We start from the raw sequence: 18,749 nt of genomic DNA, 5'->3' as shown, positions 1-18,749 counted from the left end.
GTAGTTTTGGGAGGATTTATTATGAATAAGAATGTTAAGGGAATATTTTGGGGTTTAACATCTGGAATGTTTTGGGGGTTAGATACAGCTTTAAATGGATTTGTTTTATTAGCTTCACCATTTATTCTATCAGATACTCGTCTTATTTCAGGTACCTTGTTACTCGCATTTTTTCATGATTTTATTTCTGCAATTATTTTAACACTAGATCTACTCGCACGTAATGAACTTAGGGGAATTTTTAAAATTTTAAAAACAAGAAGTGCCCATTTCATCATATTAGCAGCATTATTTGCAGGTCCACTTGGAATGAGATCTTACCTTTACGCTGTTGATGCCATTGGGTCAGGGTTAACAGCCACAATCTCTGCCATGTATCCTGCAGTTGCTGCAGTTTTAGGAGCAATTTTCTTAAAAGACTATTTGAATAAACGCGGATGGATGGGGCTTGTTTTAACAATTGTAGCTATTTCTATTCTGGGTTACAGTAATTTCTCCTTAGCAAGTCAAGTAGCGCTTGGAGTTTCTGCTTCTTTACTTTGCGTATTTGGTTGGGCTTCCGAAAGTGTTATTACTGCCTACGGAATGAAGGAGGATGTCGCACCAAAACAAGCTTTATTCATTAGGCAATGGACTTCTAGTTTGGCTTATCTTGTATTTATGTTTTTTGAGGGAAATGTTATATTTAGTATTAGTGCAGTGACAACTTCACCCATATTTATCTTGATTTGTGTGATGTCAGCTATTGGAACATTATCATACCAATGTTACTACTCTGCAATTAATGAAATAGGACCGGTCAAGGCAACGGGGTTAAATGTAACTTATTCAATTTGGGCAATTATATTTTCTTTATTTCTTTTAGGAGGAAATATAGAAATTAAACTCATTTTCAGTGGTTTACTAATTATAATTGGTTCATCATTGATGATAAAAGAATAAATTATACTAAAGGAGAAAAAATGAGAGCAATCATATTGGCTGCAGGAATGGGAACACGCTTAAGACCTATAACTCTAACGACTCCTAAATCTTTGATTGAAATCAATGGTGAGACTTTAATAGAGAGACAAATTCGGTTTTTAAAAGAAAAATCAATTAATGAAATTGTAGTAGTTACAGGTTACCTAGCTGAAAAATTTGATTTTTTAATTGAAAAGTATGGTGTTACCTTAGTTCATAATGAAAACTTTGATGTTTATAATAATTTTTATACTATGTATTTAGTCAGAGATTATTTAGCTGACTCTTATGTTATTGATGCGGACAACTACCTTGTTGAAAATTTTATTGATTCAAATATTCAACAATCAACTTATTTTAGTGCTTTTAAAAAAGGATTTACAGATGAGTGGCTTTTAGAGTGTGAAAGTGATAATAAAGTAAAAAGCATAGTTGTCACAAGTGGTGAGGGAACCATAATGTCTGGGGTTTCTTTTTGGGATAAAGAAACAGGTGAGTATCTGAGCAGAGTTATTGAGGACTATTTTTCAGATGGTAATTTTAAAAATTTATATTGGGATAATTTAGTTATGGATAATTTAGATAAAATCTCAGTTTATTTAAAGAGTATTCCTTCAGAATCTATCTTTGAAATTGATAATCTAAGTGATTTAGAAAAACTTAAAACCTATCTTTCTGTGTAGGATTAAAGTGGTTAAATTTAATCAACCCATAACAAGGTAACTATTCAACTTGACAATTCACCGTTATACTGTTAGAAAAATGAGTACATTGATAAATTGATCAAAAGTAAAGTCTTATTTAGTTGTAACCGCCCAATAACAAGGTATATTGAAAAAGGCTCCACAGTCCTGTCGACTCTGGAACCTTTTTCGGCTCTTAATTTGTAAGTAACCGCCTCATAATAAGGTACCTATCCAATCACTCATTCCTCCAGTATACTGTTATAAAAAACAAACTGGAGGTTTTTTATGTCACAGCCCATCGTCCCATTGAATATTCCCCAATCTCGCCGCTTTGAAAAGAAAAGCAGAAACGATATTCTGATGAAAATTTGTCTCGGAAAAACGGAAGTCACATTCTTCCAATCTATCAACCATGAAGTCATGGAAACGATTTTGGATAAGGTACTGCACTATGACCATTCGACTCAGTGATTTAGGTCTAGTCTACTTGGTCTGCGGGAAAACGGATATGCGTTAAGGGATTGATTTACTCGCCTACCTTGTCAAAAGTCAATTCAATCTGGATCCCTTCTCCGGTCAGGTCTACCTATACTACGGAGGTCGAAAAGACCGATTCAAGGCTCTTTACTGGGACGGACAAGGATTTTGGTTGCTTTACAAACATTTTGAAAATGGAAAATTAACCTGGCCAAACAATGAAGAAGAGGTCAAGGCTCTAACTTCCGAACAAGTAGATTGGCTCATGAAAGGATTTTCTATCATTCAAAAAATAAATATTTGGCTCTTTGTCAACTGTAGTGGGTAGATGAAAAGCGGCTCTATGTCAACTATAGTGGGTAATAGTCAGCAATAATTTACAGACGCCAAAATATCTTCAATATTGAAAGTTCTGGCGCAGAGCATTGTCAAGATATAAGACTGTTTGGATTCTAAAAATATGAGATATACATATGAAAAGTGGATAAATAGTCATCTAATATTGACTGAATTTCATGAATCGTGTATAATCTATATAATATATTTATAGAGGTAAGGGAATGAAATGTTTAATTAAAAATGTAAAGGAATTTGTATTAAAATATAATAAAGTTATTCTTGTGTTTTTGGTAGTAATCGGGTTATTGTATTCCAAAATATCTTTCCTCAAGCTGATTGTATCTCCGCTTAGCATCATAATTTTATTTGTTGTTTTTATTATAAGGTCGATTGCTAAAAAATTAGAAGAATCGAAGATAACCCCATTTACAATTATTACAGGTATTTTGGCTGCTCTCTTCGTTTCGTTTCCACTGGTACTCTTTATATTTGATACGGATAACCCACACTTCGAGCCAATAAGGGTGTTCTACTCAATTACTGTTGGTACAGGAGTCAACTATGTTATTGAAAGTCTGATCAAATATGCCGAAATTGATGCTGAAAAAGAAGAAAAACAACAGTATATAAAGTATTCATCCATAATAAAATTCTTATTTAACAACTTTTATATTTCAGTATGTGCTGCGATTTTGATTACAGATCTATTATTTATGAATTATAAAGATACTATAGTTGGATTATCTGACGATAAATTACCATTGGCAGTGATACAATTTCTGGTATTTATTTTATTGACAGTTATTATCTTTTATTTCATTTTGATCTTAGGATTCCAGCTTGTAGAATCGATAAATAAGGAAATAAAGAAAAAAATAACCAAAAAATATCATTAAAAAGGGAAAGTTCTATCTTGGGAAAAGCATTGTAGCAACAGGCGACAGATTCAATGAATAATGAGGAGTATGATATATTTGATAAAGGGAACAAAAGCCTTCAAGCTATCAGTTTGCAAGCTTTCGACGCCTGATTAGATATTGATGAAAAGGATGTCTTGAAGGATGTTTTGAGTTGATTTCCGCATTTGTCTCCTGAGAAAATTCAAAGAATAGGTAGCTACAAAATGGTTATTTGGACCAGTTAGAAAGAGTTATACAAACAACGGCTTAAATGTTTGTATTATTATTTTTTTATAGGATAAATTAGTAACTAATCTTGTAAGAGATCAGATGATTTATAGAGGGTAGCGCATTAGTCTTCTGTTTGAGTGTAATGAAATTTTACACTGTAATTATTGTTTGATAAATTCAGAATAAACAAATTGTAGTTTTTTGTAACAAATGGTATGCTATGTATACCATTTGTTAAATGAGGTGTTAAAATGAGTAACAAGGTATTTTCAATTGAAGAGTTAAAAAGTAAAGTATTAATAAATAGAAAGGCTAAAGGTTTTTCCCAACAAGAACTGGCAGTCGCAACGGGGATAAACCGCGCCATGATCAGTAAGATCGAGCAAGGAGAGCATCTTCCCTCCATTCCACAACTTGAAAAGTTGGCCCAGGTCTTGGACATTGATGTATTTTCCCTCTTTACTAGTCAAGTTGAGAAAGAAGAGACCGTGATTCCCAAAACCAATATTGCTATCGCAGGTACGGGCTATGTCGGCTTGTCAAACGCCGTTCTCTTGGCGCAACACCATCGAGTTGTTGCGGTCGATGTGATTCCTGAAAAAGTTGAGTTGATCAATGCTAGGAAATCACCGATTCAGGACGACTACATTGAGCAGTATTTGGCGGAAAAGGACTTGGATTTGGTTGCGACCTTGGATGCCGAAACAGCCTACAAAGAAGCCGAAATTGTCATCATTGCTGCCCCGACCAACTATGATAGCGCGGAGAATTATTTTGATACCAGTCATGTGGAGGCAGTCATTGAGATGGTCATGAAGGTCAATCCTCAAGCCCTAATGGTCATCAAGTCCACCATTCCTGTTGGCTTTATACAGTCGGTTCGTAAGAGGTTTGGTACCAAGAACATTCTTTTCAGTCCAGAATTTTTACGGGAATCCAAAGCCTTGTATGACAATCTCTATCCTTCACGGATTATTGTTTCATATGAGGAAGATGACAACGAAGCTGTGATTGCTGGTGCGGAAAAATTTGCTGCTTTGCTACAAGAGGGAGCTTTGAAGTCTGATATTGAAGTGCTACATATGGGATCAACAGAAGCAGAGGCAGTGAAGTTATTTGCAAATACCTATTTAGCTCTTCGTGTTTCCTATTTCAATGAATTGGATACCTATGCTGAGTTGAAAGGACTTGATACGGAATCCATTATCCGTGGGGTTGGTTTGGATCCTCGTATTGGAGACCATTATAACAATCCTTCATTTGGTTACGGTGGCTATTGTTTACCAAAAGATACTAAGCAATTGTTGGCTAACTATGATAATGTACCTCAAAATATGATGACTGCCATCGTGGAATCCAACCGTACTCGTAAGGATTTCATTGCCGATCAAGTCTTGAAATTGGCAGGCTATTACGACTATTCAGGCCATGATCAATTTAATCAAGAAGTGGAGAAAGAGATTACGATTGGCATTTACCGCTTGACCATGAAGAGTAATTCGGATAATTTCCGTCAGAGTTCGATACAAGGGGTGATGAAGCGCTTGAAAGCCAAGGGGGCAAAGGTCATTATATTTGAACCTAGCTTGGAAAATGGTTCGACCTTCTTTGGCTCCAAAGTTGTCAACAACTTAAAGAAATTTAAGGAAATGAGCCAGGCAATTGTGGCCAATCGCTATGATGTCAATTTGGATGATGTGGCAGATAAAGTCTATACACGGGATATTTTTAGACGGGATTAAGGGAATTCCTGTCTCCTCAACGTGTGCTATGGGAATCCCGCAAAACGCTCAGTTGTCACTAATAACTTGGAGAATTGAATGAAATAATGATAAAAAAAACGCTGCATGTTATCAGAAAATGGTTGCATGCATTTTTTCATACAATGTCGTGCTAATGGCTTTAAATTCCTTGATTTTGTAATTTTTTTAAGATATAATAAAGGGTAATTGTGTGAAAGGAGTAGTATTGTGCCAAAGGATTTTGAAGATAAAGACACACAATCTGCTAGTTTTCGTGATCAGATATTAAGAGAACTAGAGGAATTGAAATCAAAACGCCAAAACACAGATTCGTACCTTCCGAGTAGACAGGATATTGTTGAATCCTTACAAGAATCTACAGAGAAGAAGCAAGCAACTCCAACGCATCTGCCTTTGACAGAAGCCTTGGAACAAACAAAAGAAACAGCGTCACAAACCATTCGGATTAACAAGATTGCTTTTGAGGGCGAGGTTGGCCTTGAAGAAACAAAGGTTATACCAAAGATTGTAGAAGATTTGCCTCCGAAAGCGGTTGAAGTGGATTTGTCGGTCAAGGAAGAAGAAGTTGAACTGCCTCCAATCGCGCCAGAATTTTCTCAAGAAGAGGGGAACGAGACAGTAGAACCTCCATTGGAAGATACGGTTGAGCGCAGTCTGCAACAGTTGCGGACCATTGCGGCTGGAATGGATTATCCGGAAATAGCCGAAGAAGAGCCACTTCCTCAACCTGAACCGATGATTTTACCTCCATTGGAAGATGAGCCGGTATTTACAAGAGATGAGGCAGAGGTTGCTCCTGCAGTAACTCCTCAACCTGAACCAGTGACTCCTGTTGTTGAAAAGGAAGAACCCTTGGCAAGAAGACGCGGTGCGACCAAGCAAGTTAAGAAGAAACAAGATAAAACAGCTAAGAAAATTGTCGGGACCATTGTTTCCTTGGTTGCCTTGGCCCTGGTGGCTACCTTGGTTGCTGGTTTCTTCTATGTCAAGTCAAGCTTAGAACCAGTCAATGCGGAAGCTTCAGAGACTATTCAAGTGGAAATTCCAGAAGGTTCTTCTACTAGTCAAATCGGTCAAATTCTTTTAGAAAATAAGCTGATTAAGAACGCGACAGTCTTTAACTACTTCTCTAAATTAAAGAGCTATAATAGCTTCCAGAGTGGTTTCTATAATTTGAACCAGGCCATGTCTGTAGAAGATCTGGCTAAGAAGTTGCAAGAGGGTGGAACTCCAGTCGCTGAAAAACCTGCATCAGGTAAAATCCTGGTTATTGAGGGGTACACCATTGAGCAGATTGCCCAAGCGATTACCCAAAATAGTGCTTCAGAGGATGAAAAAACGGAATCTCCATTTAGCTCGGATGCCTTTATGGCAACGGTTCAGGACCCAGCTTTCATCACGCGAATGACAGAGACTTATCCAGACCTCTTTGCAAGCCTGCCCGCAGCGGATAGTGGTGTCAAGTATCAGTTGGAAGGGTATCTCTTTCCAGCTACTTATGAGTATTACGAAGACACGACTGTTGAGCAATTGGTAGAAGATATGATTGCGGCGACTAATACTGCCTTGCAACCATACTATGCGGAGCTTCCAAACAAGGGCTTGGATGTGAATTCAGTATTGACCATGGCTTCACTGGTTGAAAAGGAAGGTTCTACAGACGAGGACCGTCGGAATATCGCAAGCACTTTCTACAATCGTATGAACATCGGCATGCCTTTGCAGTCTAACATCGCTGTTTTGTATGCAATGGGCAAACTGGGTGAGAAGACAACCTTGGCTGAGGATGCAGGAATCGATACTGCGATTGATTCACCTTATAACAACTACGTACACCTAGGTCTAATGCCTGGTCCTGTAGGAAGTCCAAGTTTGGCAGCTATTCAGGCGACCATCAATCCAAACCAGACAGACTATCTCTACTTTGTAGCAGATGTGACGACTGGAGAAGTGTATTTTACCGCTTCATTTGACGAGCACAATCAAAACGTTGAAACACACGTAAATAGCAAATTAAATAATCAATAAGGTTGAGGCAAAATTATGTGGATTTTCCGCATAATTTTGTTTTCATCCCTGACAAACAGGAAAAGGAAGTAAAAATGGCAGAAAAAACCTATCCAATGACCTTGGAAGAAAAGGAATTGTTGGAAAAAGAATTAGAAGAACTGAAGTTGGTTCGTCGTCCGGAGATTGTGGAGCGTATTAAAATCGCCCGTTCTTACGGAGACCTTTCGGAAAACTCTGAATACGAAGCAGCTAAAGATGAGCAGGCTTTTGTAGAGGGTCAAATTTCAACTATCGAGAACAAGATTCGTTATGCGGAGATTGTCAATAGCGATGCTGTTGCAGCAGACGAAGTGGCTATCGGTAAGACAGTTACTGTTCAAGAAATCGGTGAAACAGACGAGGAAGTGTATCACATCGTTGGTGCTGCGGGCGCGGATGCCTTTGCCAATAAGATTTCAAATGAAAGTCCAATAGGTCACGCCTTGATTGGTAAGAAGACTGGAGAGGTGGCTCTGATTGAGACACCGGCTGGTAGCTACCAGGTGAAAATCTTGAATGTTGAAAAGACAAAATAAAAGTGTGGGGAGAGTCGAAAGATTCTCTCTTTCTCGTCTCGTCAGTACCTGTATTTCTAGCCTGAATTCGGACTAAAAATATGGTAAAATAAAGAGATTGAGAAAGTTGAGGTTGTAATGAAACAAGCAAATAAAAAAGGAAAGAAAACAAGGCGGCCGACCAAGGCTGAACTAGCCCAACAAGACAGGGTCAAAAAAATCTTGATTCGGATTTTCGGCGTCCTATTCATTATTTTGACAGCTAGTCGGCTGGGTGCCTTCGGTGTGACGGCCTACAATGTCTTCCGCCTGCTGTTTGGTAGCCTATCCTATCTAGTCCTGGCAGGACTTCTAGTCTACTTTGTCTTCCCCCAATTTTGGCGGCGCAGAGAAGGGATGATTTCGGGCTTTTACCTGATTGTGGCCGGTCTCCTGATAGGCTTTCAGGCCTATTTGGATGTTTCCTACAGAGGGTCGGACCTCTTTACCTATAGTTTGCGGCTGAGTTTGAATGAGCTGTCGCGTTTTCAGGTCAAGGAATTTCTGGGTGGAGGCCTGTTGGGTAGCGCCTTCTATATGCCCATTGCCTTCCTATTTTCTAATCTAGGCTCCTTTTTCATCGGTCTTCTATTGATTGCCTTTGGTATTTTCTTTATGAGTCCATGGTCTGTCTACGATGTGGCCGATGGCCTGGCAGTTCTCAAGGATAAGATGACGGAGGGCCAGTTAAAAAGGGCAGAGTTTCGGGAGTTGAAGCGGGCCGAGCGAGAAGAAAAACGCCAGCTAGAATTGGCTCGTTTGGAGGAAGAGCGCCTGCGTTTGGCGGAAGAAGAATCATTAGCCTTGGATAGGCCAGTCGATTTGGAAACGGGTGAAATTCTAGACGCAGAACCAGTTCAAGTGCCCATTATTTCAGAATACGATCATTTAGAAGAGGTAGAAGATGAATTTCCAGTTATGCTGGTTGAGGATGAGGAACCACAGCTAAGTGCCGACCTTCCAGAAGAAGTGGATGATGTCGAAGTTCAAATTGACTTCAAACCCAAGCTCAAGCAACGCTTGGCCTACAAATTGCCGTCCATTGACCTCTTTGCGCCAATCAAGGCCAAAAGCCAGTCCAATGAAAAACGTCTGGTCCGACAGAACATTAAGATTTTGGAAGACACCTTTGCCAGCTTTGGTATCAAGGTAGTTGTAGAGCGGGCAGAAATTGGACCGTCGGTCACCCGTTATGAATTAAAGCCCGCTGTCGGTGTCCGTGTCAATCGGATTTCCAATTTGGCGGATGATTTGGCTCTGGCTCTAGCTGCCAAAGATGTCCGTATCGAAGCGCCAATTCCGGGCAAATCCTTGGTCGGTATCGAGGTGCCCAATTCCGAAGTGGCTATGGTGCCCTTCCGTGAACTTTGGGAACAATCTAAGACGGATGCTAACAAACTCTTGGAAATTCCGCTTGGAAAAGCAGTCAACGGTTCTGTCAAATCCTTTGACCTTGCCAAAATGCCTCACTTGCTGGTAGCAGGATCGACCGGTTCTGGTAAATCTGTCGCGGTCAACGGTATTATTTCTTCTATTTTGATGAAGGCCAGTCCTGACCAAGTCAAGTTTATGATGATTGACCCCAAAATGGTTGAATTGTCGGTATATAATGATATTCCCCATCTGCTCATCCCTGTTGTGACCAATCCTCGTAAGGCAGCACGTGCCCTGCAAAAGGTGGTGGACGAGATGGAGAAACGCTACGAACTCTTCAGTCATATCGGCGTCCGTAACCTTGAAGGCTACAATGCCAAGGTTGAGGAATTTAACAGCCGTTCCGAGGAAAAACAAATTCCCCTACCTTTGATTGTCGTTATCGTGGACGAGTTGGCTGACCTGATGATGGTCGCCAGCAAGGAAGTGGAGGATGCCATTATCCGTCTGGGTCAAAAAGCTCGTGCGGCGGGCATTCACATGATTTTAGCAACCCAGCGTCCGTCCGTTGATGTTATTTCAGGTCTGATCAAGGCAAATGTGCCGTCTCGTGTGGCTTTTGCGGTCGCATCGGGCACGGATTCGCGGACCATTTTGGGAGAAAATGGCGCCGAAAAACTCCTCGGTCGCGGGGACATGCTCTTCCATCCTATTGGCGAGTCGGCTCCAATTCGCTTACAAGGCTCCTTTATCTCGGATGATGATGTCGAGCGGATTGTCAGCTTTGTCAAAGACCAGGCCGATGCTGAATACGACGAGTCCTTTGATCCGGGCGAAGTAGCAGAAGGCGATGGTGGTTTCGATGACAATGGCGGAGCTTCTGAGGCTGACCCTCTCTTCAATGAGGCACGTGCCCTCGTCATCGAAACGCAAAAGGCTTCCGCATCTATGATCCAGCGCCGCCTATCGGTCGGTTTTAACCGCGCAACCCGTTTGATGGAAGAATTAGAGGCAGCTGGCGTCATTGGTCCAGCCGAAGGGACCAAACCTAGAAAAGTATTGGAGACACAGTAATGACCTTTGAAACGATGCACCACCTAGCCATTATCGGCAGTAATTATGACAAAACTAGAGAATTTTATGTGGACAAATTGGGCTTTGAACAGCTGGACGAGCATATTCGCCCAGAAAAAAATGACATTCTTTTCAATGTCAAAAAGGGCAATCTGGTCTTAGAAATCTTTATCAAGTCTGACGCTCCCTTGCGCCCCAAAATGCCTCAACCAGAACACACTGGCCTGCGGCATTTAGCTTTTAAGGTCGCAGATGTCGAGGCCTGTCTGGCGGAGTTTGACCGCTTGGACATTCCCCACGAAGCCCTGCGATATGACGATTTTGATGGCAAGAAGATGGCCTTCTTCTTTGACCCAGATGGTCTACCATTAGAAATTCATGAATAGAAAAAATCCCTTCTGACAATTTCTCAGGAGGGATTGCTTATTTTTGGGTAAAGATGGCGACGAGAAGACCGATGTACATGAGAAAGGTCAGGAGAAAACCAGCTCTCCAGTAAACCTTGAAAAAACGCTTGTAGTCTAATTCTCTTTTTTTATAGAGAGTGCCAGTTAGCAGAATCAGCAAGAGCAGAGAAAGAGCTAACAGTAGGTGGGGTAGCAGGCTGCTGTAGTAGAGCTTATCTGTTAGGATGATAAATTCAAAAGCGAACATAGGAAAAGCCAGGTCAGCAAAGTTCCAACCCCTCTTATTTAACTTTAATAATTTGACAAATAGAATTGAAATAATCAGCGTAACAATTGGATAAACAACCGCTGCAATTTTCAGTAATAACATACTTATATTCTATTAAAAAAATAAAAAAAAGTAAACATAAAGCTTGCATTTTTCCTGAAATCGTGTATAATGAAAAGGTATGTGTAAATGCGCATATTTGTGGGAGGTAAAAATCTTTAATTACCGCCAAAACCACAATAGGAGGATTTTATATCATGGCTAAAAAAGTCGAAAAACTCGTAAAACTTCAGATTCCTGCAGGTAAAGCTACTCCAGCTCCACCGGTCGGACCAGCACTCGGTCAAGCAGGTATCAATATCATGGGATTCACTAAAGAGTTCAACGCTCGTACAGCTGACCAAGCTGGTATGATCATCCCAGTTGTTATCTCTGTGTATGAAGATAAATCATTCACTTTCATCACTAAAACACCACCAGCTGCTGTTCTTTTGAAAAAAGCTGCAGGTGTTGAAAAAGGTTCAGGTACACCAAACAAAACTAAAGTTGCAACAGTTACTCGTGCACAAGTACAAGAAATTGCTGAAACTAAAATGCCTGACTTGAACGCTGCATCTCTTGAAGCTGCAATGCGTATGATCGAAGGTACTGCTCGTTCTATGGGATTCACTGTTGCTGACTAAGCAGTAGCACCCAAGATTATCTGATTACAAGGAGACATATAATATGGCTAAAAAAAGCAAAAACTTGCGTGCTGCTCTTGAGAAAATCGACAGCACAAAATTGTACAGCGTAGAAGAAGCTGTTGCTCTTGCAAAAGAAACAAACTTCGCTAAATTTGATGCGTCAGTTGAAGTGGCTTACAACTTGAACATCGACGTACGTAAAGCTGATCAACAAATCCGTGGTGCAATGGTATTGCCAAACGGTACTGGTAAAACTTCACGCGTTCTTGTTTTCGCACGTGGTGCTAAAGCAGAAGAAGCAAAAGCTGCTGGTGCAGACTTTGTTGGTGAAGATGACCTCGTTGCTAAAATCAACGGTGGTTGGTTGGACTTCGACGTTGTTATCGCAACTCCAGATATGATGGCAGTTGTTGGACGTCTTGGTCGCGTACTTGGTCCACGTAACCTCATGCCAAACCCTAAAACTGGTACAGTAACAATGGATGTTGCTAAAGCAGTTGAAGAGTCTAAAGGTGGTAAAATCACTTACCGTGCTGACAAGGCAGGTATCGTACAAGCTCTTATCGGTAAAGTATCATTCGACGCTGACAAACTTGTTGAAAACTTTAAAGCTTTCCACGATGTAATGGCTAAAGCTAAACCAGCTACAGCTAAAGGTACGTACATGACTTCAGTATCTATCACTACAACACAAGGTGTTGGTATCAAAGTTGATCCAAACTCATTGTAATGAGTAGAGGGACTGTCTTCGGGCAGTCCTTTTCTGTTTGAAAATACCTGAATTTTAGTGTATAATATGTCCAGGCATATCAAGGAGGTTAGTATGAGAAAAGCAAATTTTGACGAATTTTACAGCCATTTATCTGCTGTTTACAATTTAGAAGAAGGTATTATTTCGGATGTCTTGCGTGAGAAGATTGTGGAGTTTGCGCAGAAATTAGACAAGTCGGACAATCTCTATCTCTTGGCAGATCAACTCTCTGTTTTTGTCAATGCAGAAGTGACTGCTCTGACCTGGCGGGCGCCCAAGGAACTGGTTGAATTGGCCCGCTATATCCAAGATTTGCAAGTAAGCTACAATCGTTATGTCATGGGTTTAAACAGCCTATAGGAGGAAATAGAATGACAGATTATGTGAAACCACAGGTATGGAAGTGGGAAGATGAAAATGACAATCGGACTGGTAACCGTCCTAGCGCAGGTAGCCGTTTTGAGCAAACCTTGCCCAAAGGCGACAAGCCCTTGCAGGTTTACTCACTTGGAACACCCAATGGCATCAAGGTGGCTATCATGCTGGAAGAACTCAAGGAATTGGGGATATCGGATGCGGCTTATGACCTGTTCTTGATTGAAATTGGCAAAGGCGACCAGTTTGGTTCAGATTTTGTAGACATCAATCCAAACTCAAAAATTCCTGCCATGGTGGATTATTCAGGGGCAGATCCTGTCCGTGTCTTTGAGTCTTCTCATATTTTGCTCTATTTGGCTGAGAAATTTGATGCCTTCTTGCCAAGGGACTGGGCAGGTCGCACGGAAGTCCTCAATTGGCTCTTCTGGCAGACTGGTGCAGCACCCTTTGTTGGTGGTGGCTTTGGACATTTCTATCACTACGCGCCAACTGCCCAGGAATATCCGATTAACCGCTATGCCATGGAAACCAAGCGTCAACTAGATGTGTTAGACCAGCTCTTGGCGACCCGTCCCTATATTGCTGGCGACGAATACACTATTACGGATATTGCCATCTGGTCTTGGTATGGTCGTCTGGCTCAGGGCAATCTCTATCCAGGTTCCAAGGAATTTTTAGATGTTGCTAGCTATCAGAACCTCAATCAGTGGGTGGAGAAAATTGCTAAGCGTCCAGCAGTTGCGCGGGGCTTGGCGGTGGAGTACCAAAAATTGGATGCATAAATTTTAGAAGGGGATTCGTTTGGAAATCTCCGTTTTCTCAGATATTTTTCTATAAAAATACCCGATTTTATGATAAAATACTAGGGATGAAATAGAGGAGAGAGATGATGAAACCTAAATACGAACGTATTCTAATCAAACTATCTGGAGAGGCCTTGGCTGGTGAACGTGGTGTCGGAATTGACATCAAGACAGTTCAGGAAATGGCCAAGGAAATCCAGGAAGTGGCTGAGTCTGGTGTGCAGATTGCCCTTGTAATCGGTGGTGGGAACCTCTGGCGTGGGGAGCCTGCTGCAGAAGCTGGTATGGATCGTGTACAAGCAGATTATACAGGGATGTTGGGAACAGTTATGAATGCCCTGGTGATGGCGGATTCCCTCAAGCAGCTTGGTGTGGATACTCGTGTGCAAACAGCTATTTCTATGCAGTCTGTTGCAGAGCCTTATATTCGCGGTCGTGCTCTCCGTCATTTGGAAAAAGGTCGTATCGTTATCTTTGGTGCTGGTATCGGCTCACCGTATTTCTCAACCGATACGACGGCTGCTCTTCGTGCAGCAGAAATCGAAGCAGATGCCATTCTTATGGCTAAAAATGGGGTCGACGGTGTTTACAATGCAGACCCTCGTAAGGATGCCAATGCGGTTAAGTTCAATGAATTGACCCACCGTGAAGTTATCCATCGTGGTCTTAAAATCATGGATGCCACAGCATCAACTCTTTCAATGGACAATGACATCGACCTGGTTGTCTTTAACATGAATGAGCCAGGCAATATCAAACGTGTTGTTTTCGGTGAGCCAATCGGTACAACCGTTTCTAACAAAGAAGAAAAATAAAAACAAAAAGAAAAGGATATTTTATGTCGAAAGAAATTATTGCCAAAGCGCAAGAGCGTATGAATCAATCTCACCAGAGCTTGGCGCGTGAATTTAGCCATATCCGTGCAGGTCGTGCCAATGCTAGTCTCCTGGACCGTATCTCTGTGGATTACTACGGAGCGCCAACACCGCTCAACCAGTTAGCTGGTATCACTGTGCCAGAGGCGCGTGTTCTTCTTATCACACCGTTTGATAAGTCTATCTTGAAAGATATCGAGCGTGCCTTGAATGCGTCTGACCTTGGCTTGACACCACAATCTGACGGTACAGTTATCCGCTTGGTTATCCCTGCATTGACAGAGGAAACACGTAAGAATTTGGCAAAAGACGTGAAAAAAGTGGGTGAGAACTCGAAAGTAGCTATCCGTAACATCCGTCGTGACGCTATGGACGAGGCCAAAAAAGCTGAGAAGGCCAAAGAAATCACGGAAGATGATTTGAAGACGCTTGAAAAAGACATCCAAAAAGTCACTGACGATGCGATTAAGACCATCGACAAGATGACAGCTGACAAGGAAAAAGAACTCTTAGAAGTTTAACCAGCACAAGGGGAATGGGAGGACAAAGATCTACAGAATCCTTGTCTTTCCTTCCTTTTTGCTAGCTTTGCATGATTGTTTTCCTAGAGATTTGTCTAAAGAGTAAGCAGCAGAGCCTCCAAAAATGCAGGCGCCCAATGGTTGCCTAGAAAGAAATAGCTATGAATGATTTACTAGCTCACTATATTGTCGGATTAGTGACCGACCAAAATGACCAGTTTTACTTCATCCAAAAGGATGGCAAGACCTTTGCCCTGTCCAAGGAAGAAGGGGATTTTCAGCTGGGTCAATCTGTCAAGGGCTTTGCCTACACAGATATGAAGCAGAAATTGCGCTTGACGACCAAGGAAGTGGGAGCAACCCGCGATACCTTTGGCTGGGGAACGGTAACAGAAGTGAGGAAGGACTTGGGTGTCTTTGTTGATACGGGCTTGCCGGACAAGGAAGTGGTTGTGTCCTTGGACATCCTTCCTGACATCAAGGAACTCTGGCCCAAGAAAGGCGACCAGCTCTATGTCAAGTTGGACGTTGACAAGAAAGACCGAATTTGGGCTTTACCTGCCTTTCAAGAGGAATTTCAAAAGATGGCAGGTCCTGCTTATGACAATATGCAAAACCAGACCCTTAAGGCCATTGTCTACCGCTTGAAACTCAATGGGACCTTTGTTTACTTGCCAGACAACAATATGCTGGGTTTTATTCATCCTAGCGAGCGTTATGCAGAGCCACGTTTGGGCCAGGTCCTGGAGGCCCGTGTCATCGGCTATCGGGCTGTTGACCGGACCCTCAATCTGTCGCTCAAACCACGCTCATTTGAGATGTTGGAAAATGATGCCCAGATGATTTTGACTTATCTGGAAAGCAATGGCGGCTTTATGACCTTGAATGACAAGTCTGCTCCGGAAGACATCAAGGCCACCTTTGGCATTTCCAAGGGGCAATTCAAAAAAGCCCTGGGTGGGCTGATGAAAGCCGGTAAAATCAAGCAAGATGCGATTGGGACAGAATTGATTTAGGAGAAGAATCATGCGTGTATATATTGCTGGTAGTGGAGCCATGGGTTGCCGTTTTGGTTATTCTCTGTCTAAGACTGATCATGAGGTGATTTTGCTGGACAATTGGGAGGACCATATTCAGGCTATCCGTGAAAATGGCCTCATGGTGACGGGGGATTTTGACGAGACGGTCAAGCTGCCGATTATGAAACCGACTGAGGCTGTGGAAGTGGCGGATTTGATTATCCTCTTGACCAAGGCAGACCAGTTACCAAAAATGTTGCAAGATATTAAGGGGATTATCGGTGAAAAGACCAAGGTACTCAGTCTTTTGAATGGGTTGGGTCATGCGACCACCATGCGCCGCTATGTGCCAGATGAGTCGATCATGGTTGGAGTGACCATTTGGCTGGCTGGGCTCAAGGGGCCAGGTCATGCTCATCTGGAGGGACCAGGATCCATTTTTCTACAAAATATGTCTGGGGACGGTCAGGCTGTTGCCCACATCGTGGACATGTTTAACCAAGCGGGACTCAATGCGAGCTATGATGAGAATGTGATTGAATCTATTTGGCGCAAGGCCTGTGTCAATGGGGTCATGAATCCGACCTGTACCATTATGGACTGTACCATTGGGGAACTTTTTGGAACGGAAGGTGGACTCAATCTGGTTCAGGGGATTTTCAAGGAATTTATCGCTGTGGCGCGTGCGGAAGTAGGGAATATCGATGAAGAGGGAATTTGGAAGTACATCATGGAAACTTCTAAAAAGGCCTCACATCATTATCCGTCCATGCATCAGGACTTGATCCAACATGGTCGCAAGACGGAGATTGACTATCTGAATGGAGCGGTAGTTTTCAAGGGCAAGCGGGTTGGTATTCCAACGCCTTATTGCCAGATGATGACGGACATGGTTCATGCCAAGGAAGCCATGTTGGGATTGCGTTAGGAGGAAGTGCAGGGGTTGTAGTTATCCTCCGGTTTATCAATAAAAATCAATGGAGATTATAGTGAAAAGATTACTACTTGCTCTACTGTTAATTTGCCTGGTTTGGGGCGGTCCGGTAGTAAAAGCAGATGAATTGATGGATATTGCTAGAGCTTCTGGTTATGAGGTTTATGAGGGCTACAGGCCCAAGTCTTCTATATTGATTGATGGAAATACTGGGGATATTGTTTGGCAAGATAATATTGATGAGTCAAGGGATCCGGCTAGTATGAGTAAGCTCATGACCTTGTATCTGGTCTATGAAGCCATTGGTCAGGGCAAGTTGACAGAAGATACGATTATCAGGGCAACGGAGACTGACCAGGCGATTTCTGCTATCCATGAAATTTCGAACAATCCAATCTATGCTAGTGTTGATTATACAGTGGGTGATTTGATTGCCATGACCTTGGTGCCATCTTCCAATGTAGCGACAGTCATGTTGGCCAATTATTTGTCTAACAATGATCCGGATGCTTTTATGGACATGATGAATGCCAAGGCCAAGGAGCTGGGTATGACCAATTCTGTCTGGAACAATCCAGGAGGAGCAGGGGCAAGTGGTTTTAGAGGTTACTATAGTCCCAAGCGTTATGACAATTCGGCTTCCAACCAGACAACAGCGCGTGATATGGCCATTTTGGTCTACCATTTGACCAAAAAATATCCTGCTATTTTGGAATATACGCGCCATCGGGTCATTGTTACGATGGTGGACACTCCCTACCAGCAGGCCTATAATTCCTATAATTATTCTTTACCAGGAAATATCTACGGTTTAGAAGGGGTCACTGGTCTCAAAACCGGTTCCAGTCCTCGTGCGGCCTTCAATATTTCCATGACCATCGATCGAGGCGGGCAAAAGATGATTGCAGTCATTATGGGTGTGGGTACCTGGTCTGATATGAATTCTGATTTCCAGCGCCATGCCTTTGCTAACGCCTTGATTAATAAGGCTTATCAGGACTTTGAATACAAGAAAGTCTTGACAGCTGGTAAACATAGCCAGGACGGAAAGCATTACCAGGTTGAGTCGGACCTATATGCGACTGTCCCCGTTGGAACTAGTCCCAAATTGGTATATAAGGATGGGCAGGTCTATGCGGATAATGGCTTGGATTCGGTCAGTCCCTTGATTCAGGATTCTGTGAAGGCTGAAGATACAGGCGTCTTGGCAACGGTCAATAAGGCCTTGGTCAAAAAGCAATCCGCTGAAGCTGACAATCAAACAAATTTCACCCTAACTTGGATTGGTTCTAGTCTGGTCTTGTTACCACTGGCTCTGGTTTCCTATTTTATTTTTAGGAATGAGCAGAAAAATCGTGCCCAATTTAAGGAAAGACGCAAGAGTCGTTCGAGAAATAAATAGTTTGTTAGAATGTCGATAAACTAAATTCTGGATAAATTAACTGAGTAACTCTGCTAAGAAAAAACAAAAATTTAGTTTATTTTGCGAGCGGAGCGAGCCCTAAACCAGGACTTTCCGCCGTGATGAAAATGCCTGAAACGTTGTCGTTTCAGGTATTCGGAGTATTTGAGACCTTCGGCTCAAAGGAACAGAGGATTTGAGGAACTGCTCAGCAGTTCCCTATTTCCAACCTCCGAAAGTCACTCCCCTGACTAAATGAACCGAACTGCGTTCGTTCTATTTCCAACCTCCGAAAG

20 protein-coding genes are annotated in these 18,749 nt (G+C 42.1%); 19 read left to right on the top strand and 1 reads right to left on the bottom strand.

Annotated features, from left to right (window positions below):
- The first annotated feature begins 21 nt into the window (after window positions 1–21).
- The 10 genes from ACHBID_RS04195 to ACHBID_RS04150 all read left to right on the top strand — a co-directional run bounded on the left by ACHBID_RS04195 (window position 22) and on the right by ACHBID_RS04150 (window position 10,795).
- Window positions 22–942 (top strand): DMT family transporter, encoded by a 921-nt coding sequence (locus tag ACHBID_RS04195; protein WP_394731728.1) that lies wholly within the window; start codon window positions 22–24, stop codon window positions 940–942.
- Window positions 943–962: 20 nt separating this feature from the next.
- Window positions 963–1,646: an NTP transferase domain-containing protein gene (locus tag ACHBID_RS04190; protein WP_394731730.1), complete on the top strand. Its 684-nt coding sequence runs from the start codon at window positions 963–965 to the stop codon at window positions 1,644–1,646.
- Window positions 1,647–1,934: 288 nt separating this feature from the next.
- Window positions 1,935–2,120 carry a hypothetical protein gene (locus ACHBID_RS04185; RefSeq protein ID WP_394731732.1) on the top strand — a complete coding sequence of 62 codons (186 nt, stop codon included), beginning with the start codon at window positions 1,935–1,937 and terminating at the stop codon, window positions 2,118–2,120.
- Between the two features lie 49 nt (window positions 2,121–2,169).
- Window positions 2,170–2,454, top strand: a complete 285-nt coding sequence (gene tnpB, locus ACHBID_RS04180; protein ID WP_394731746.1) for an IS66 family insertion sequence element accessory protein TnpB — start codon at window positions 2,170–2,172, stop codon at window positions 2,452–2,454.
- Window positions 2,455–2,686: 232 nt separating this feature from the next.
- Window positions 2,687–3,361, top strand: a complete 675-nt coding sequence (locus ACHBID_RS04175; RefSeq protein ID WP_394731734.1) for a hypothetical protein — start codon at window positions 2,687–2,689, stop codon at window positions 3,359–3,361.
- 485 nt (window positions 3,362–3,846) lie between these two features.
- A complete protein-coding gene (locus tag ACHBID_RS04170; RefSeq protein ID WP_394731735.1) occupies window positions 3,847–5,337 on the top strand; it encodes a nucleotide sugar dehydrogenase in 1,491 nt (496 codons plus the stop codon).
- Window positions 5,338–5,565: 228 nt separating this feature from the next.
- Window positions 5,566–7,386 carry an endolytic transglycosylase MltG gene (gene mltG / locus ACHBID_RS04165; RefSeq protein WP_394731737.1) on the top strand — a complete coding sequence of 607 codons (1,821 nt, stop codon included), beginning with the start codon at window positions 5,566–5,568 and terminating at the stop codon, window positions 7,384–7,386.
- 74 nt (window positions 7,387–7,460) lie between these two features.
- Window positions 7,461–7,943 carry a transcription elongation factor GreA gene (gene greA, locus ACHBID_RS04160; RefSeq protein WP_105111151.1) on the top strand — a complete coding sequence of 161 codons (483 nt, stop codon included), beginning with the start codon at window positions 7,461–7,463 and terminating at the stop codon, window positions 7,941–7,943.
- A gap of 117 nt (window positions 7,944–8,060) precedes the next feature.
- The gene (locus ACHBID_RS04155; protein ID WP_394731739.1) at window positions 8,061–10,409 is read left to right on the top strand and encodes a DNA translocase FtsK; all 2,349 of its coding nucleotides are present in this window, start codon (window positions 8,061–8,063) and stop codon (window positions 10,407–10,409) included.
- Window positions 10,409–10,795: a VOC family protein gene (locus ACHBID_RS04150; protein ID WP_394731741.1), complete on the top strand. Its 387-nt coding sequence runs from the start codon at window positions 10,409–10,411 to the stop codon at window positions 10,793–10,795. The genes ACHBID_RS04155 and ACHBID_RS04150 overlap by 1 nt, the downstream gene beginning before the upstream one ends.
- A gap of 37 nt (window positions 10,796–10,832) precedes the next feature.
- Here the strand turns inward: ACHBID_RS04150 and ACHBID_RS04145 are convergent, their stop codons facing one another.
- A complete protein-coding gene (locus ACHBID_RS04145; protein ID WP_105161054.1) occupies window positions 10,833–11,186 on the bottom strand; it encodes a DUF3397 family protein in 354 nt (117 codons plus the stop codon).
- A gap of 155 nt (window positions 11,187–11,341) precedes the next feature.
- Between ACHBID_RS04145 and rplK the strand changes: the two genes are divergently transcribed.
- The 9 genes from rplK to ACHBID_RS04100 all read left to right on the top strand — a co-directional run bounded on the left by rplK (window position 11,342) and on the right by ACHBID_RS04100 (window position 18,453).
- Window positions 11,342–11,767, top strand: coding sequence for a 50S ribosomal protein L11 (gene rplK / locus ACHBID_RS04140; protein WP_105161053.1), 426 nt, complete (start codon window positions 11,342–11,344; stop codon window positions 11,765–11,767).
- A gap of 43 nt (window positions 11,768–11,810) precedes the next feature.
- On the top strand, window positions 11,811–12,500 hold the full coding sequence (gene rplA / locus ACHBID_RS04135; RefSeq protein ID WP_004194879.1) for a 50S ribosomal protein L1: 690 nt from the start codon (window positions 11,811–11,813) through the stop codon (window positions 12,498–12,500).
- Window positions 12,501–12,593: 93 nt separating this feature from the next.
- Window positions 12,594–12,881 carry a hypothetical protein gene (locus ACHBID_RS04130; RefSeq protein WP_105111147.1) on the top strand — a complete coding sequence of 96 codons (288 nt, stop codon included), beginning with the start codon at window positions 12,594–12,596 and terminating at the stop codon, window positions 12,879–12,881.
- An 11-nt stretch (window positions 12,882–12,892) separates the two neighbouring features.
- On the top strand, window positions 12,893–13,681 hold the full coding sequence (gene yghU / locus ACHBID_RS04125) for a glutathione-dependent disulfide-bond oxidoreductase (RefSeq protein ID WP_125265737.1): 789 nt from the start codon (window positions 12,893–12,895) through the stop codon (window positions 13,679–13,681).
- Between the two features lie 104 nt (window positions 13,682–13,785).
- Window positions 13,786–14,517: a UMP kinase gene (gene pyrH, locus ACHBID_RS04120; protein ID WP_161943050.1), complete on the top strand. Its 732-nt coding sequence runs from the start codon at window positions 13,786–13,788 to the stop codon at window positions 14,515–14,517.
- 23 nt (window positions 14,518–14,540) lie between these two features.
- Complete coding sequence (gene frr, locus ACHBID_RS04115; RefSeq protein WP_105111144.1) at window positions 14,541–15,098, top strand: ribosome recycling factor; 558 nt, start codon at window positions 14,541–14,543, stop codon at window positions 15,096–15,098.
- Window positions 15,099–15,259: 161 nt separating this feature from the next.
- Entirely contained in the window at window positions 15,260–16,114 is an 855-nt protein-coding gene (cvfB, locus tag ACHBID_RS04110; protein ID WP_105161049.1) for an RNA-binding virulence regulatory protein CvfB, read from the top strand.
- Window positions 16,115–16,124: 10 nt separating this feature from the next.
- Window positions 16,125–17,045: a 2-dehydropantoate 2-reductase gene (locus ACHBID_RS04105; RefSeq protein ID WP_394731743.1), complete on the top strand. Its 921-nt coding sequence runs from the start codon at window positions 16,125–16,127 to the stop codon at window positions 17,043–17,045.
- Window positions 17,046–17,103: 58 nt separating this feature from the next.
- Entirely contained in the window at window positions 17,104–18,453 is a 1,350-nt protein-coding gene (locus tag ACHBID_RS04100) for a DUF1958 domain-containing protein (RefSeq protein ID WP_394718626.1), read from the top strand.
- The last annotated feature ends 296 nt before the right edge of the window (window positions 18,454–18,749 follow it).

It is taken from the genome of Streptococcus sp. A25 (assembly GCF_043674095.1).
Lineage (GTDB): Bacteria > Bacillota > Bacilli > Lactobacillales > Streptococcaceae > Streptococcus > Streptococcus suis_V.
The sequence above is the reverse complement of the archived record's forward strand: the minus strand, read 5'-3'. Positions and strand labels throughout refer to the sequence as shown.

Excerpts from the sequence above, each read along its gene's own strand:
- ACHBID_RS04195 (WP_394731728.1), top strand. The coding sequence starts at position 22 with ATGAATAAGAATGTTAAGGGAATATTTTGGGGTTTAACATCTGGAATG.
- ACHBID_RS04190 (WP_394731730.1), top strand. The coding sequence starts at position 963 with ATGAGAGCAATCATATTGGCTGCAGGAATGGGAACACGCTTAAGACCT.
- ACHBID_RS04185 (WP_394731732.1), top strand. The coding sequence starts at position 1,935 with ATGTCACAGCCCATCGTCCCATTGAATATTCCCCAATCTCGCCGCTTT.
- ACHBID_RS04175 (WP_394731734.1), top strand. The coding sequence starts at position 2,687 with ATGAAATGTTTAATTAAAAATGTAAAGGAATTTGTATTAAAATATAAT.
- ACHBID_RS04170 (WP_394731735.1), top strand. The coding sequence starts at position 3,847 with ATGAGTAACAAGGTATTTTCAATTGAAGAGTTAAAAAGTAAAGTATTA.
- greA (WP_105111151.1), top strand. The coding sequence starts at position 7,461 with ATGGCAGAAAAAACCTATCCAATGACCTTGGAAGAAAAGGAATTGTTG.
- ACHBID_RS04155 (WP_394731739.1), top strand. The coding sequence starts at position 8,061 with ATGAAACAAGCAAATAAAAAAGGAAAGAAAACAAGGCGGCCGACCAAG.
- ACHBID_RS04150 (WP_394731741.1), top strand. The coding sequence starts at position 10,409 with ATGACCTTTGAAACGATGCACCACCTAGCCATTATCGGCAGTAATTAT.
- ACHBID_RS04145 (WP_105161054.1), bottom strand. The coding sequence starts at position 11,186 with ATGTTATTACTGAAAATTGCAGCGGTTGTTTATCCAATTGTTACGCTG.
- rplK (WP_105161053.1), top strand. The coding sequence starts at position 11,342 with ATGGCTAAAAAAGTCGAAAAACTCGTAAAACTTCAGATTCCTGCAGGT.
- rplA (WP_004194879.1), top strand. The coding sequence starts at position 11,811 with ATGGCTAAAAAAAGCAAAAACTTGCGTGCTGCTCTTGAGAAAATCGAC.
- ACHBID_RS04130 (WP_105111147.1), top strand. The coding sequence starts at position 12,594 with ATGAGAAAAGCAAATTTTGACGAATTTTACAGCCATTTATCTGCTGTT.
- yghU (WP_125265737.1), top strand. The coding sequence starts at position 12,893 with ATGACAGATTATGTGAAACCACAGGTATGGAAGTGGGAAGATGAAAAT.
- pyrH (WP_161943050.1), top strand. The coding sequence starts at position 13,786 with ATGATGAAACCTAAATACGAACGTATTCTAATCAAACTATCTGGAGAG.
- frr (WP_105111144.1), top strand. The coding sequence starts at position 14,541 with ATGTCGAAAGAAATTATTGCCAAAGCGCAAGAGCGTATGAATCAATCT.
- cvfB (WP_105161049.1), top strand. The coding sequence starts at position 15,260 with ATGAATGATTTACTAGCTCACTATATTGTCGGATTAGTGACCGACCAA.
- ACHBID_RS04105 (WP_394731743.1), top strand. The coding sequence starts at position 16,125 with ATGCGTGTATATATTGCTGGTAGTGGAGCCATGGGTTGCCGTTTTGGT.